The sequence below is a fragment of the Micromonospora sp. C97 genome (assembly GCF_018070385.1).
GTDB lineage: Bacteria > Actinomycetota > Actinomycetes > Mycobacteriales > Micromonosporaceae > Micromonospora > Micromonospora parva.
This window is the reverse complement of the sequence record NZ_JAGPXU010000001.1, coordinates 58,780-73,503: the sequence shown is the minus strand read 5'-3', so window position 1 is coordinate 73,503 and position 14,724 is coordinate 58,780. Positions and strand designations below refer to the sequence as shown.

General features: G+C 70.5%; 11 protein-coding genes. 2 read left to right on the top strand and 9 right to left on the bottom strand.

Going from position 1 to position 14,724, the window contains the following annotated elements:
• Positions 1-60: 60 nt before the first annotated feature.
• The 8 genes from KBX26_RS00295 to KBX26_RS00260 all read right to left on the bottom strand — a co-directional run bounded on the left by KBX26_RS00295 (position 61) and on the right by KBX26_RS00260 (position 8,441).
• On the bottom strand, positions 61-1,620 hold the full coding sequence (locus KBX26_RS00295; RefSeq protein WP_210864690.1) for an OFA family MFS transporter: 1,560 nt from the start codon (positions 1,618-1,620) through the stop codon (positions 61-63).
• Between the two features lie 272 nt (positions 1,621-1,892).
• A complete protein-coding gene (locus tag KBX26_RS00290; protein WP_210864369.1) occupies positions 1,893-3,473 on the bottom strand; it encodes an MDR family MFS transporter in 1,581 nt (526 codons plus the stop codon).
• A gap of 72 nt (positions 3,474-3,545) precedes the next feature.
• Positions 3,546-4,166 (bottom strand): TetR family transcriptional regulator, encoded by a 621-nt coding sequence (locus KBX26_RS00285; protein WP_210864368.1) that lies wholly within the window; start codon positions 4,164-4,166, stop codon positions 3,546-3,548.
• 76 nt (positions 4,167-4,242) lie between these two features.
• Positions 4,243-5,070, bottom strand: coding sequence for an alpha/beta fold hydrolase (locus tag KBX26_RS00280; RefSeq protein ID WP_210864367.1), 828 nt, complete (start codon positions 5,068-5,070; stop codon positions 4,243-4,245).
• Entirely contained in the window at positions 5,067-5,942 is an 876-nt protein-coding gene (locus tag KBX26_RS00275) for an SDR family oxidoreductase (RefSeq protein WP_210864366.1), read from the bottom strand. The genes KBX26_RS00280 and KBX26_RS00275 overlap by 4 nt, the downstream gene beginning before the upstream one ends.
• Positions 5,932-7,425 carry an NAD(P)/FAD-dependent oxidoreductase gene (locus KBX26_RS00270; RefSeq protein ID WP_210864365.1) on the bottom strand — a complete coding sequence of 498 codons (1,494 nt, stop codon included), beginning with the start codon at positions 7,423-7,425 and terminating at the stop codon, positions 5,932-5,934. The genes KBX26_RS00275 and KBX26_RS00270 overlap by 11 nt, the downstream gene beginning before the upstream one ends.
• A complete protein-coding gene (locus tag KBX26_RS00265; RefSeq protein ID WP_030337027.1) occupies positions 7,426-7,725 on the bottom strand; it encodes a DUF4873 domain-containing protein in 300 nt (99 codons plus the stop codon).
• The gene (locus KBX26_RS00260) at positions 7,722-8,441 is read right to left on the bottom strand and encodes a TetR family transcriptional regulator (protein ID WP_210864364.1); all 720 of its coding nucleotides are present in this window, start codon (positions 8,439-8,441) and stop codon (positions 7,722-7,724) included. Before KBX26_RS00260 ends, KBX26_RS00265 begins: the two co-directional genes overlap by 4 nt.
• Positions 8,442-8,489: 48 nt before the next feature.
• Here KBX26_RS00260 and KBX26_RS00255 point away from each other — a divergent pair, with 48 nt between their 5' ends.
• Entirely contained in the window at positions 8,490-9,386 is an 897-nt protein-coding gene (locus tag KBX26_RS00255) for a diiron oxygenase (protein WP_210864363.1), read from the top strand.
• An 83-nt stretch (positions 9,387-9,469) separates the two neighbouring features.
• Here the strand turns inward: KBX26_RS00255 and KBX26_RS00250 are convergent, their stop codons facing one another.
• The gene (locus KBX26_RS00250; RefSeq protein WP_245233752.1) at positions 9,470-9,973 is read right to left on the bottom strand and encodes a winged helix-turn-helix domain-containing protein; all 504 of its coding nucleotides are present in this window, start codon (positions 9,971-9,973) and stop codon (positions 9,470-9,472) included.
• Positions 9,974-10,275: 302 nt separating this feature from the next.
• On the opposite strand from KBX26_RS00250, the gene KBX26_RS00245 reads away from it, so the two are divergent.
• Positions 10,276-14,658 (top strand): S8 family serine peptidase, encoded by a 4,383-nt coding sequence (locus KBX26_RS00245; protein WP_307857715.1) that lies wholly within the window; start codon positions 10,276-10,278, stop codon positions 14,656-14,658.
• Positions 14,659-14,724 lie beyond the last annotated feature (66 nt).

Genomic DNA, 14,724 nt, shown 5'->3' with positions numbered 1-14,724 from the left:
GCGCCTTCTTCGGATCCGAGGAGAGGTGTGGGCGCGACGGGCCACCGCCGGCGCGGCCGGTCAGCCGGTGAACAGCTTCGCGGCGGTGATGGCGGTCTGGACGATGCCGTACCCGAGGAGCACCGCGACCAGCAGCCACGACAACCACAGTCGTCCGGTCTGGCTACCGACTCGTGGCGGCGCGGGCGGCTGGCTCTGCGGCCCGATGGCCACCGGTTCGGTGATGGTCGCCTTCGCCACTGGCGACGTCGGACCCCGGTTTGGTTCGTGGAACCGCTCGGGCACCGAACGGACCAGCAGGTTCGCGATGAACCCGATGGCGAGGACGCCGACCATGGTGAACAGCGCGGGCCGGTACGCCGCCGCGGTGAGTGTGCCGGGCTTGCCCTGCGTGTCGAGGATCCCGTTGACGATCAGCGGGCCGGCGACACCCGCGGCCGACCAGGCGGTGAGGATCCGGCCGTGGATCGCCCCGACCTGGAAGGTGCCGAACAGGTCACGCAGGTAGGCCGGCATGGTGGCGAAGCCACCGCCGTAGAAGGAGATGATCGCGGCGGCGATCAGCACGAAGACCGCTGTCGCGGAGTGCCCGGCCACGGCGAGCAGCAGGTACAACACCATGCCGACGCCGAGGTAGACCATGTAGATGGGCTTGCGGCCGATGAGGTCGGACGTCGTGGACCAGACGAACCGGCCCGCCATGTTGAACAGCGACAGCACCCCCACGAAGCCGGCCGCCGCCGACACCGAGACCGTGGTGGCGGTCCCGTTGTCCCGGAAGAAGTCCTGGATCATCGGGCTGGCCTGCTCCAGGATGCCGATGCCCGCGGTGACGTTGCAGAACAGCACGATCCACAGCAACCAGAACGAGCGGGTACGCACCGCGTTCGACGCCGACACGCTCGCCGTCGTCACCAGAGGTTTGGCGGCGACGCTCGCCGGGTCGAACCCGGCGGGCCGCCAGTCCGGTGCCGGAACCCGGACGTTGAACGGGCCGAACATCATGATCACGAAATACCCGATGCCGAACGTGACGAAGAGCGCCACGAGGGCGCTGCCCGACGCCACGGCGGCCGGGTTGTCGGGGTTGTAGCCGGAGTCGTAGAGGGAGAGCAGTTGGCGCGCGAGCGGGCCGGCGACCAGGGCGCCACCGCCGAACCCCATGATGGCCAGCCCGGTGGCCAGGCCGGGGCGGTCCGGGAACCACTTGATCAGTGTCGAGACGGGTGAGATGTAGCCGATGCCGAGCCCGATGCCGCCGATGACGCCGTACCCGAGGTAGAGCAGCCAGAGTTGTTGCGTCGCGATGCCGAGCGCGCCGACCAGGAACCCGACGGCCCAGAAGCAGGCGGAGGCGAACATCGCCCGGCGCGGCCCGTTCTTTTCCACCCAACGGCCACCCACCGCGGCGGACGAACCCAGCATGACGATGGCGATACTGAAGATCGCCCCGATCGCCGTCTGGCTGCTGTCGAAGTGCGCGATGAGGGAGTTCTTGTAGACGCTCGTCGCGTAGACCTGACCGATGCACACGTGCACAGCCAGTGCCGCGGTCGGGATGAGCCAGCGGCTGTATCCCGGGGGAGCGACAGTGTGCCGAGGATCGAAGACCGAGAGCATGGGCATCGTCCACACCTCCTGCGGCTGAGCGACGTTGCGGAGCTGTCCGACCCGGCAGTTGGCCGAGCGGCGCCGCCGCAGTGGCGGCCGGGCGCACGTCTGGCGATCAGCCGATTACCGGCTCTACCTCACGTTACGTGGCGACTTGTGCACGTCATGTGATTACCGAAAAACGCGGGGATGGCGACGTCGGCGCCCGCGGGTGAGGCCGGAAGGGGGCACGAAGCGGGGGCGGGCCCTCCGGCCCGCCCCCGACTGCTCTGTCGTGCCGCTCAGTGCATCGCGGCCTTTGCGGCCGCCTCCTCCTGGGCGCGTCGTTCGTCCCCGCTGACGGTGTGCAGCGGCTTCTCCTTGATGAACAGCACGACGATCAGCGCCAGCAGCGCGAACGGCGCGCCGACCAGGAAGAGGTCCGCGGTGGCGATGCCGTACACGTCCTGCAGGATGCGTACCACCGGTTCGGGCAGGGTGGACAGGTCGGGCACCTCCGTGGAGCCACCACCGGCGGTGGCCGCCGGGCCGAGACGCTCGGTCGTCAGTGAGGTCACCCGGCTCGCCAGGACCGCGCCGAGGGCGCTGACCCCGATCGCGCCGCCCATGCTGCGGAAGAACGTCAGCACCGACGTGGCGGCGCCGAGCTCCTGTGCCGGCACGTCGTTCTGCGCGGCGAGCACGAGGTTCTGCATGAGCATGCCGACGCCGACGCCCAGCACGGCCATGTAGATCGACAGCACGACGACGCTGGTGTTGGCGTCGATGGTGCCCAGCAGCAGCATCCCGGCGGTCATCACCGCGGCGCCGGCCACCAGGTACGCCTTCCAGCGGCCGTACTTCGTGATGAGCTGGCCGGCCACCGTTGACGAGACCAGCAGACCGAAGATCATCGGGAGGCTCATCAGGCCAGCGACGGTGGGCGACTTGCCCAGCGAGATCTGGAAGTACTGGGACAGGAAGACGGTGCCGCCGAACATGGCGACGCCGACCAGCACGCTGGCGATCGTGGCCAGGGAGACCGTCCGGTTGCGGAAGATGTCCAGCGGGACGATCGGCTCCGCCGCCCGCGACTCGACGACCACGGCCAGGGCCAGCAGAACCAGACCGCCGGCGACCATCAGGGCCGTCCAGCCGGAGGCCCAGTCGAACTTGTTGCCGGCCAGGGACGACCAGATCAGCAGGGTGGAGACGCCCGAGGTGATGAGCACGGCGCCCAGCCAGTCGATCGTCGCCTTGCGGCGGACGACCGGCAGGTGCAGGGTGCGCTGGAGCAGGGCGATGGAGATGATGCTGAACGGGACGCCGATCAGGAAGCACCACCGCCAGCCCAACCACGACGTGTCGACGAGCAGGCCGCCGATCAGCGGACCGGCGATGGTGCCCACACCGAAGACCGCGCCGAAGATGCCGGCGTAGCGGCCCAGCTCACGCGGCGGGATCATCGCCGCCATGACGATCGTGGCCAGCGCTGTCATGCCGCCGGCGCCGATGCCCTGGACGACCCGGCTGAGCAGCAGAACCTCGACGTTCGGCGTGAAGCCCGCGATGAGCGAACCGACCACGAACAGTCCCAGCGACAGCTGGATCAGCAGCTTCTTGCTGTACAGGTCGGCCATCTTGCCCCACAGCGGCACCGTCGCCGTCATGGCGAGCAGTTCGCTGGTGACGATCCAGGTGTAGACGGTCTGGCTGCCGTTGAGATCCGCGATGATCCGCGGCAGCGCGTTCGCCACCACTGTGGAGGCGAGGATGGCCACGAACATGCCGACCATCAGGCCGGACAGGGCCTGGAGAACCTCCCGACGCGACATGCGCGTGCCGACGCCGGCGGTGTCGGCGGGCGGGACGGTGGTGGTCATTGACGCTCCCTTGTCGGGTTTCTGGCGCAGCGCTGGCCCCGCAGCTGATGCGGCGGGGCAGAGACTGGCGGGTCAGGAGGGGGACGGCGGATCCGGCAGGCCGGCCGCGATCGCGGCGAACGCCTCATCGACGAAGTCGTGCAGCGGCCGGGTGTCGTCGTCGGCGGCCCAGCGCAGCATGGCGGTGCGGAAGGCGGCACCGGCGACAGCGATGACCAGCGGCGGGTGGCCGTGGTCGAGGCCGACGCCGAGGCGGGTGGCGACGATCGCGACCATGGCCTGCTCGGTCGCGCTGTTGCCGGCCACCAGCCGGGGCAGCAGCACCGGGTTCTGGGCGATGACCGTCAGTCGCAACCGCCACAACTCCCGGTCGGCCTGGATCGTGTCGACCGACTCGTCGAGGGCGACCCGCACGGCCTGCAGCGCCGACACCTGTGCGGGGGCGGCCGCCAGACGCGCCACGACCGGGTTGCCGTCGAGCGCCGGATCGTCGGTGAGGGCCTCGTCCTTGCAGGTGAAGTAGTTGAAGAAGGTCCGCGAGGAGACGTCCGCGGCCTCGCTGATCTCCTCCACCGTCACGTGCTCCAGGCCGCGTTCGGCGACCAGCCGCAGCGCGGCGGCGGTCAGCGCGGCCCGCGTCTGTGCTTTCTTGCGGTCGCGACGCCCGGTGGCGGCGTGGTCGGTGTCGGTCACGCGAGCGAGGCTAGGAGCGAAGTTGCACAGACTGCAAGTTTTTAGCGTGTGAAGTGATCTTCCTGACTCGGGACCGTCAGACGGCGACCGACGGATCCGGCCGGTCGCCGCGGGGGACGGCGCCGGTGGTCTCCAGGATGAGTGCGGCGACCAGGTCCGGGTCGTCGCTCATCGGCACGTGACCGCAACGGGGCAGCGTCACCACCCGTGCCGCCGGCAGGCCCGCCCGGACGCGCTCGGCCTGGTGAACGCCGAAGATCCGGTCGCGGTCGCCCCAGCCGACGGTCACCGGCACCGCCGGGTCGGACAGTCGATGGCAGTCGAAGCGGTAGTCGCGGGCGGCTCTGGCCACCGCGTTGAAGCCGCGTCCACGGCGTAGGGCGAGCGCGTCGCCCAGCGCGCGCTCGACGTCCAGCAGCGTCGGGCGGGCCATCAGCGGCGCGAAGCACAACGCCCGCAGGTACGCCGAGCGCAGCGCGACCCGCATGATCGGGGTGGGCAGGTACGAGTTGGCCCGGAGCATCCGGAGGATGGCCAGCGCCCGGCGGCGCTCCGCCGGGGTGAAGAAGCCGGCGGGGGAAAGGGCGGTGGCCGAGGCGACCGCCCCGGCGGCGGCGAGTTCCAGGGCGATCGCCCCACCGAGGCTGTAGCCGGCGACGTGCGGACGCGTCAGCCCCCACCCGGTCAGGACCGGCAGGACCCCGGCCACGGTGGCGGCCATGTCGGCGGGCATGCCGGTGCCGGGCACCGGCGAGTTCCCGAACCCGGGCAGGTCGAGCGCGATCACGTCGTGGTGGGTGGTGAGCCGGTCGAACACCGGCTCCCACGCCTGATGACGGTGACCGATGCCGTGGACGAGCACGAGCGGCTCCCCGCTGCCCGCCCGGCGGAAATGAACTGTCATGACCGCCGCCCTCCCACCGACGTCCTGCCGAAGGACCGCCCGAGCTGGCGCACCTCGTCCTCCATCTGGTCGACCATCGTCCGGCCGCCGAACCTGGTGATCAACGCGTCCGTCAAGCCGCTCAGCACCACTGGTCGCAGCGCCTGCACCACGGCGAGCGACCGTGGGACGTACACCTTGCGTCTGCGGCGCTCGACACCGCGCAGCAGGGCCTCGACGCACTGCTCGACCGGGACGACCGTGGACAGCGGCCGTGGCAGCCGGCGCAGCGTGCTGCGGAACGACGCCAGGTCGTCACGGATGTCGCGGACCAGGTCGGTGTCGATCCAGATCGGATGCGCGGTGCCGACGGTGACGCCCTGTGCGCGGGTCTCCAGGCGCAGCACGTTGGCGAACTGCTCCACCCCCGCCTTGGACGCGCAGTAGGCGGCCATGCCGGGCATCGCCGTGAAGGCCGCGGCGGACGAGACGATCAGGACGTGACCACGGGCGGCGGTGACGTGGGGCAGCGCCGCGCTGACCGTGCGGATCGCACCGCAGAGGTTCACCTCGACGGTACGGACCAGCGCGTCGACCGGTCCCACGGCGACGGTGCCGAGGTTCGCGATGCCCGCGTTGGCCACGACGACGTCGATGCCACCGAAGCGGTCCACGGTCGAGGCCACGGCGGCGTCCAACGCCGCCTGGTCGGTGACGTCGCACTCGTACCAGTGCGCGTCGAGGTCGGCGCTGAGCCGCTCGAGCAGCTCGCCCTCCAAACCGACGAGGGCGACCCGGGCCCCGCGGGCGACGGCCTCGCGGGCCAGTTGCGCCCCGATGCCGCGCGCCGCGCCGGTGATGAGAATGGTCTTGCCGGCCAGGTCATAGCGCATCGGCATGCTCCCGTTCCGAGTCGTTGGGGGTGCTGCCGGCCGAAGCGGTCCGGTAGTCGGCCGGGCGGAAGCGGCGCAGACGCATCCGGAAGCTGGTGGCGAGGCCCGGCCAGACGGTGGTGTTGCGGCCGGTGGCGTCGAGATACCAGCTCGAACAGCCGGTCTGCCAGACGGTGCCGGCCATCTTCTGGTCGATCCGCTCGGTCCAGCGCTGTTGCGCCTGCGCGGTGGGCTCGATGGCCTGGATGCCCGTGGCCCGCATGTGCCGCAGGGCCGCGAGGACCAGGCGCAACTGCGCCTCGATCATCAGCACCACCGAGGTGTGCCCGAGCCCGGTGTTCGGGCCGAGCAGGAAGAACAGGTTGGGGAAGCCGGCGATGGTGGTGCCCCGGTACGCGTGCATGCTCGGGGTCCAGGCCTCGCTCAGGCTACGTCCGGCACGGCCGTGGATGCGCCGCACGACGGGGGAGTCGGTGACGTGGAAGCCGGTGCCGAAGATGACCGTGTCCGCCGCGTGGTGCACACCGTCGTCGGTGACGAGGCCGTCCGGCACGAGCCGGGCGATGCCGGCGGTCACCACGTCGACGTTGGGCCGGGTGAGCGACGGCCAGTAGTCGTTGGAGATCAGCACCCGCTTGCAACCCATCGTGTACCGGGGGGTGAGCTTGTCCCGCAGGTGCTGGTCGGGGACCTGCCGGCGCAGCGTACGCAGTGACAGCCGGGAGGCGAAGCGGTTGAGCGCCGGGTACAGGAAGCCCAGGCCCAGGCTCTCGCGGAGCAGATAGAGCCGTGCCCGGGCGAGGCGTTGCGCGCCGGGCACTGTGCGAAACGCGGCCTGCTCGACAGCGCTGATCCGGCGCGACAGCCTCGGCATGATCCACGCGGGGGTGCGCTGGAAGAGCGTCAGCTTCTCGACCGTCGGCTGGATCTGGGGCACGAACTGGACGGCGGAGGCGCCGGTGCCGATCACCGCGACGCGGCGGCCGGTGAGGTCGTGATCGTGCCGCCACCGCGCCGAGTGGAACACGGTGCCGGCGAACTCGTCGATCCCGGGCAGGTCGGGGATGGCCGGGTCGCTGAGCGGGCCGGCCGCACAGATCAGGACCCGGGCGGTGTGCTCGCCGCCGGAGGTGCGCAGCAGCCACCGTTGGCGCTGATCGTCCCACCTCGCCTCGTGCACCTCGTGGCGCAGCCGCAACCTCGGGCGGATCCCGAAGCGGTCGACGCAGCCGCGCAGGTAGTCCCAGATCTCCGGCTGACCGGAGAAGGTGTTGGACCAGTTCGGGTTGGGCGCGAAGGAGAACGAGTAGAGGTGCGACGGGACGTCGCAGGCGCAGCCGGGGTAGCTGTTGTCCCGCCAGGTGCCGCCGACGTCGTCACCCCGGTCGAAGACGAGAAAGTCGGTGAAGCCGGCCCGCTGCAGGCGGATGGCGGCGCCCAGGCCACCGAAGCCGGCGCCGATGATGGCAACGTCTGTCTCCATTCACTCCTCCGTGGGCTCGGTTGCGGCGGCTGGGTCGGGCTCGGGCGGCCAGGGCGGATCGCCCACGCCGGTGACGCGTACGCCGCCCCACGGGTCGACCTCGGCCAGTCGGGCGGGTCGGACCCGGTCGGCGATGCGCACCTCGACGTCGCGCCGCCCGCGGCGCAGCAGGTGGGTCACCAGTGGCGCCGGTTCGATCCGCCCACCCCAGTGGAAGCGACCGTCGACCGGCTCCCACCGCCCGCTGAGGTGCACCCGGACCGAGATGCCCTCGACACCCGCCGGGCCGTGGTAGGTCACGGCACGATCCGTTCGTGGGCGCGGGTCAGCTCGGGCGGCAGGTCGGCGCTGGCGCGTACCCCCTCGATGCCGCTCCACAGCAGAGTGGTCAGGTAGTCGGTGAGGGCGGCCCGGCTGATCGGCTGGCCGTGCGTGGTCCACCAGTCGCCGACCGCCTGCACGAAGCCCACCAGGCCGTACGCCCACGGCTCCGCCGGGCCCGCGTCCAGCCCCAGCGCCCGTAGCCGGTCACCGATCACCCGGGCCAGCCCGGCGGCGACCTGCCGGCTGGTGCCGGCGACCACCTGGTGGATGCCGGGTTGACCGGACGGTCGCATCAGGAACCGGTAGAGCGTGGGCTGTGACTCGATCACCCCGAGGTACGCGTCGATCGTCGCCTCGACCAGGTCACGTTCCTCGCGGACCTGCTCGATCGCCGGCGCGATGGCGTCGACCACCCGGGCCGCCACCACCTCGCTCACCGCGACCCAGAGCTGCGACTTGTCGGCGAAGTAGCGGTACAGGACCGGTTTGCTGACGCCCGCGGTGGCGGCGACCTGTTCCATGTCGACGTCCGGGCCGTGTCGCAGCAGCGCCTGCACGGCGGCGCCGACCAACTCCTGCCGTCGGTGCTCACGATGATCTGCCCAGCGGTCCCGGCGGCCGTTGCCCTTCGCTTTCGGATCGTCGGCCGGAGGTGGGTCGGATGCATTGACATCAGTGAGCGGCGATTGCATGCTACTACTCGTAACAGTTACCGGCCGTCACGTCAATATGGAGGAGTCATGGAGGCCGCACCGGCGAAAACCGAGCGCGCGGCGGTCGCCGAGCGACTGCTCACGTCCACACTGCGGACCAGCTACGACCCCACCGTCGAGATCGACTGGGACGCCCCGCACATTCCCGGCGCCTACTGGCTGCCCCCACAACGCAGCAGCCTCTACGGCACGCCGTTGTGGGAGCGGCTCAGCGAGGAGCAGCGCGTCGAACTGACGAGGCACGAGGTGGCCAGCGCCGCCAGCGCCGGGCTGTGGTTCGAGACGATCCTCATGCAGATGCTGATCCGGGAGTACTACCGCGCCGACCCGACCAGCCGCCAGGCCCAGTACGCGTTGACCGAGGTCGCCGACGAGTGCCGCCACTCCATCATGTTCGGCCGGTTGATCGAGGCGACGGGTTGCCCGGTCTACCGCGCGAGCACTGTGGACCACCACCTCGGGCGCTTCCTCAAGGCCACCGCCAGCGGCCCCCGGATGTACGCCGCGATCCTCATCGCGGAGGAGATCCTCGACGCGTTCCAGCGCGAGATCATGGCGGACGAGTCGCTCCAACCGTTGATCCGGATGGTCTCCCGCATCCACGTCGTGGAGGAGGCGCGGCACGTCCGGTTCGCCCGCGAGGAGTTGGCCGCCGCGGTGGCGGCCACCGGCCCGGTGGGCATGGCGTACGCCCGGCTGTTGGTCGGCCGCGCCGCCTACACGATCGCCAACCGCCTGGTCCATCCCGACGTGTACGCGGCGGTGGGTATTCCACCGGCGGTCGGTCGTGCCGCCGCCCGCGCCAACCCGCACTGGCGAGCCACCCTGCGCTGGTCGGCGGCGCGGGTGCACGCCAACCTGGCGGGTGTCGGCCTGGTGGCGGGGCCGGGGCGTCTGCTGTGGGCCCGGGCCGGGCTGATCTGACCGGTCGTCACCCGGGGCGACAGCGTGGGGGTCCGGGGTTGTTGCTGATCTTCCGGTCGAGATCGGTTCAGGCGACGTCGCTGTCAGGCCCGTTCGACCCGGGCCTGCTGGTGATCGGTCAGCCGTAGCCCCACCCCGCGCACCACGTCGATGGTGGCCCCGGTGCCCAGGTCGGTCAGCTTGCGGCGCAGTCGCTTCACCAGCGACTGCACGTCCGCCTTGCGTTCGCGCCCCTCGTCACCCCAGACCGACCGGTGCAGCTCGGCGTAGCTCCACACCCGGGCCGGCTCGGTGATCAGGCAGGTCAGCAGGTCGTGTTCCAGCCGGGTGAGGTCGATCTCCCGATCTCCGCAGCGGGCGCTGGAGCGGGCGGAGTCGATCACCAGGGTGGCGACCGGCGCCGGTTCGGACGCGGCGGCGACCTGCTGCGGAGCGGCGATCAGCCGGCGCAGCTCGTCGAGGTCGGCGACCAGCAGCAGCGGCGCGATGCCGTCGAGAAGCTCCGCGAGCCGGATGCGCTCGGCCGGCGACGGGGTGACCGCGATCAGCAGCGGGAACGGCTCGTCGGCCGCATCACCCCTGTTCACCGTTGCCTCGTCCTTGGCCACCGCACCACCCGGGATCGATGGGCATCCCTGCCCAGCTCTCGTCACGGTTCTGACAATGATTGGCAAGCGCGCCGCCGGCCACTGCGACTCTTAGCGACAAGTTGCTCACGGCAAGTTCTTGATCGTCCGTTCTTCTCGATCATAGTGTCCACTCGGGCAACCGGCGTGACCCGCGCGGTGCATGGGGAGGTCCACCATGGCCCACTACACCCTGGGTCGTTCTGAGGGAGGCAGCACCTATGTTCAGACGTCCACAATGGCGGCGCGCAGCCAGATCGCTGGTGAGCGCCGGTGCGGCGACGATCCTCGCCGCGACATGCCTGGCCACCATCGGTTCGGGCGCGCAGGCCGCGCCGGGCGGTGCGATGGGGGCGGGCACCTCGACCGGGGACAAGATCCGACCCGAACTCGCCAAGCAGCTCCAGGCCAAGAGTGAAGGGGACTTCTGGATCCGGTTCAAGGACCGGGCGGACCTGAGCAAGGCCAGCGCCATCAAGGACTGGTCGAAGCGCGGCACGGCGGTGGCGGACGCGCTGCGCAAGACCGCCGCGGCGAGCCAGGGCAAGATCCGGGCCGACCTCGACAGCTCGGGCACGAAGTACCAGACCTTCTGGGCCACCAACGCCATCAAGGTGAACAGCGGCTCGCTGGCGATGGCGCAGAAGTTCGCCGGCCACTCGGAGGTCGAGGGCCTCTACGCCCCGGTCGCGTACAAGGTGCCGGAGACGACGAAGGGCGCCGACGAGAAGACGGTGAACGCCCTGGAGTGGGGCATCGCCAACATCAACGCCGACGACGTCTGGTCCCAGTACGGCGTCAAGGGCGAGGGCATCACCATCGCGAACATCGACACCGGGGTGCAGTTCGATCACCCGGCGCTGGTGAACTCCTACCGGGGCAACAACGGTGACGGGACCTTCGACCACAACTACAACTGGTTCAACGCCGCCAACGCCACCGGGGCCTGCGCGACAGCTCCCTGCGACGGCGACGGTCACGGTACGCACACGATGGGCACCATGGCCGGCTCCGACGGCGCGAACCAGATCGGTGTCGCCCCCGGGGTCAGGTGGATCGCGGCGAACGGGTGCTGCCCCAGTGACGCCGCCCTGATCGAATCCGGTCAGTGGATGCTGGAGCCGCTGGACCTCAACGGTCAGAACGCGGACGCGAGCAAGCGACCGAACATCATCAACAACTCGTGGGGCACCCGGGACCCGTCCAACGAGCCGTTCATGGAGGACGTGACGAACGCCTGGGCCGCGTCCGGCATCTTCGGCGTCTGGTCCAACGGCAACAGCGGACCGGCCTGCCAGACCAGTGGCTCGCCGGGCAGCCTCGCCAGCAACTACTCCACCGGCGCGTACGACATCAACAACAACGTCGCCGGCTTCTCCTCCCGCGGCGCCGGGCAGAACGGCGAGATCAAGCCCAACATCTCCGCGCCGGGCGTGAATGTCCGGTCGAGCATCCCGGGCAGCGCCTACGGCAGCATCAGCGGCACCTCGATGGCCGCGCCGCACCTCGCGGGCGCGATCGCGCTGCTGTACTCGGCGGCGCCGTCGCTGGTCGGTGACGTCAACGCGACCCGCGCACTGCTCAACGGCGCCGCGATCGACAAGGCCGACGACCAGTGCGGTGGCACCGCCGCCGACAACAACGTCTACGGCGAAGGCCGACTGGACGCCCTCGCGCTGCTCAACGCCGCCCCGACCGGCGACATCGGCACGCTGGCCGGCACCGTCACCGACGCGACCTCCGGCGCCCCGATCGCCGGCGCGACGCTGACGCTCACCGGCCCGTCCGAGCGTGAGCTCACCACCGGTGCCGACGGCAAGTTCTCGACCCAGCTGCCCACCGGTGACTACCAGGTCGCCGTCGCGGCGTTCGGGTACGGCGGCACCACCACGACGGCAACCATCGCCAAGGGCACGACCACGACGCTCAACGTCGCCCTCACCGCGGTGCCGAGTGTCAACGTCACCGGAGCGGTCACCGACGGCTCCGGCCACGGCTGGCCGTTGTACGCGAAGGTGACAGTGACCGGCGTGTCCGGCGTCTACGACTACACCACCCCGTCGAACGGCCGCTACAGCATCAAGCTGCCGGCCGGGCAGACGTACACCCTGACGTACGAGTCGCAGTACCCCGGCTACCAGACCGTCACCAAGCAGGTAGTGGTCGGCTCGAGCAACGTCACCGCCAACGTCGCCGTGCCGGTGGACACCACCGACTGCACCACCGCCGCCGGGTACACGTTCGGCTCCGACGGTGAGTACGAGACCTTCGACGCCACCACCACGCCGGCCGGCTGGACCGTCGTGGACAACGCGGGCAGCGGTCAGGTCTGGAAGTTCACCGACGACGGCAACCGGGGCAACCTGACCGGCGGCAGCGGCAACTTCGCGATGATCGACAGCGACGACTACGGTGCGGGCACCAGCCAGGACACCTCCCTGGTCAGCCCGGTGGTCGACCTGACCGCCGTCACCGCCCCGGTGATCCGGTTCAACCAGGACTTCAACCAGCTCAACGACGACACCGCCGACGTCGACCTGAGCATCGACGGCGGTGCCACCTGGACCAACGTGCTCCGGCAGGAGACGGACGTCCGGGGACCGAAGCTGACCGAGATCCCGATCCCGCAGGCCGCCGGTCAGGCGCGGGTGCAGGTCCGGTTCCACTACTACGACGCCTCGTACGAGTGGTGGTGGGAGGTCGACAACGTCCTGATCGGCAGCCAGGTGACCTGCGTGCCGGTCGACGGTGGTCTGGTCGTCGGCAACGTCCGTGACAAGAACGACGGCAGCTACGTCAACGGCGCGACCGTCACCAGCAAGGACCGGCCCGCCGAGAAGGCCGTCACGGTGGCGACCGCGGACGACCCGGAGCTGGCCGACGGCTTCTACTGGATCTACTCGTCGCTGACCGGCGAGCACCCGTTCACCGCGTCCGCCGGCAACTACGTCAGCCAGACCAAGACTGTCGACGTCGAGGCCGACTGGGCGACCACCGCGAACTTCCAGCTCGCGGCCGGCCGGCTGTCGGTGACGCCGACGCAGCTCAGCGCCACCCTCCAGATGCCCAACGGCAAGACCAGCAAGACGTTCACGGTGACCAACACCGGCGGCGCGCCGGTCGAGGTGAAGTTCGGTGAGCGGGACAACGGGTTCGAACTCCTGCGGGCGGACGGCTCCACTGTCACCCGGCAGCAGGTGCTCGGGTCCGGCGGCGCGCCGGAGCAGCGGCTCACCGTGCCGACGTCGTTCGCCGCCAAGGCGTCCGGCAAGGAGGCCAAGGCCGCTGCCGCTGCGGTCGGCCCGAACGCGGCGCCGTGGACCGACATCGCCAACTACCCGGCCACGATCATGGACAACCGGGTGGTGAACCTGGACGGCAAGGTGTACTCGCTCGGTGGCGGCAACGGTGAGGCGTCCACCACCAAGAACTACGCCTACGACCCGGCCGCGCAGACCTGGACGGCGATCGCCGACCTTCCGGGCGCCCGCAACGCCGTGACCGCCGGCGTGGTGAACGGCAAGATCATCGTCAGTGGTGGCTGGGGCGACGCCGGCCCGGACTCCGCCACCTGGTCGTACGACCCCGGGGCCAACACCTGGACCGAGCTGGCCGACAACCCGGCGCCCCGGGCCGCGGCCGGTCAGGGTGTCGTCGACGGCAAGCTGTACGCGGTCGGTGGCTGCACGACCGCGTCCTGCACGCCGATGTCGAACAGCGTGGTCCGGTACGACCCGACCAGTGACACCTGGGAGACGATGGCCAACTACCCGAAGTCGGTGGCCTTCGCCTCCTGCGGCGGGATCGACGGCGTCCTCTACTGCACCGGCGGCAACGACGGTTCCGCCGCGCAGAAGTCCAGCTACGCCTTCGACCCGGGTGCCAACACGTGGACCGCCATCGCCGACGCGCCGACCGACAACTGGGCCAGCGCGTACGCCGTCGCCAGCGGCAAGCTGCTCGTCGTCGGTGGTTCGCAGGGCGGGGCCATCAGCAACGCCGGCTTCGCCTACGACCCGGCCGCCGGTTCGTGGTCCAACCTGCCCAACGCCAACACCGCGCGGTACCGCGGCGGCGCGGCGTGCGGCTTCTACAAGATCGGCGGCTCGTCCGGCAGCTTCGACGCGGCTCCCGAGAGTGAGGTGCTCCCGGGCTTCGAGGGATGCTCCGAGTCGGCCGCCGACGTCAGCTGGATGACCGTCGACAAGTCGGAGGTCACCCTCGCACCGGGTGCGAAGGTCACTGTCACCGTCGGTCTGACGGCGAACGTGGACCAGCCGGGCACCTACTCCGGCGCGGTAGCGATCTCCGAGAACACCCCGTACTCGGTCGCGCCGGTCGCGGTGACCATGACCGCGAACCCCCCGAAGACCTGGGGCAAGCTCATGGGTACGGTCACCGGCACCAGCTGCCAGGGTGCGACCTCGCCGCTCGCCGGTGCGGTCGTGCAGGTCGACTCGTGGGCGGCGTCGTACACCTTCGCCACCGATGCCGAGGGCAAGTACGCCTACTGGGTGGACCGCCGCAACAACCCGCTCACGATGATCGTGGCCAAGGACGGCTGGAAGCCGCAGACCCGCCAGACCCGGATCGACACCGCGACCCCCACGGTGGAGAACTTCGGGTTGGCGCCCATCAGGTGCTGACGGCCGAGCACTAGTCGCGTGACGTCCGGCCCGCCTGGTCCTCGACCAGGCGGGCCGGACCGCGCC

Bases quoted from the DNA above. Each gene is read 5' to 3' on its own strand.
- KBX26_RS00295 (WP_210864690.1), bottom strand. From the start codon at position 1,620: ATGCTCTCGGTCTTCGATCCTCGGCACACTGTCGCTCCCCCGGGATAC.
- KBX26_RS00290 (WP_210864369.1), bottom strand. From the start codon at position 3,473: ATGACCACCACCGTCCCGCCCGCCGACACCGCCGGCGTCGGCACGCGC.
- KBX26_RS00280 (WP_210864367.1), bottom strand. From the start codon at position 5,070: ATGACAGTTCATTTCCGCCGGGCGGGCAGCGGGGAGCCGCTCGTGCTC.
- KBX26_RS00275 (WP_210864366.1), bottom strand. From the start codon at position 5,942: ATGCGCTATGACCTGGCCGGCAAGACCATTCTCATCACCGGCGCGGCG.
- KBX26_RS00270 (WP_210864365.1), bottom strand. From the start codon at position 7,425: ATGGAGACAGACGTTGCCATCATCGGCGCCGGCTTCGGTGGCCTGGGC.
- KBX26_RS00260 (WP_210864364.1), bottom strand. From the start codon at position 8,441: ATGCAATCGCCGCTCACTGATGTCAATGCATCCGACCCACCTCCGGCC.
- KBX26_RS00255 (WP_210864363.1), top strand. From the start codon at position 8,490: ATGGAGGCCGCACCGGCGAAAACCGAGCGCGCGGCGGTCGCCGAGCGA.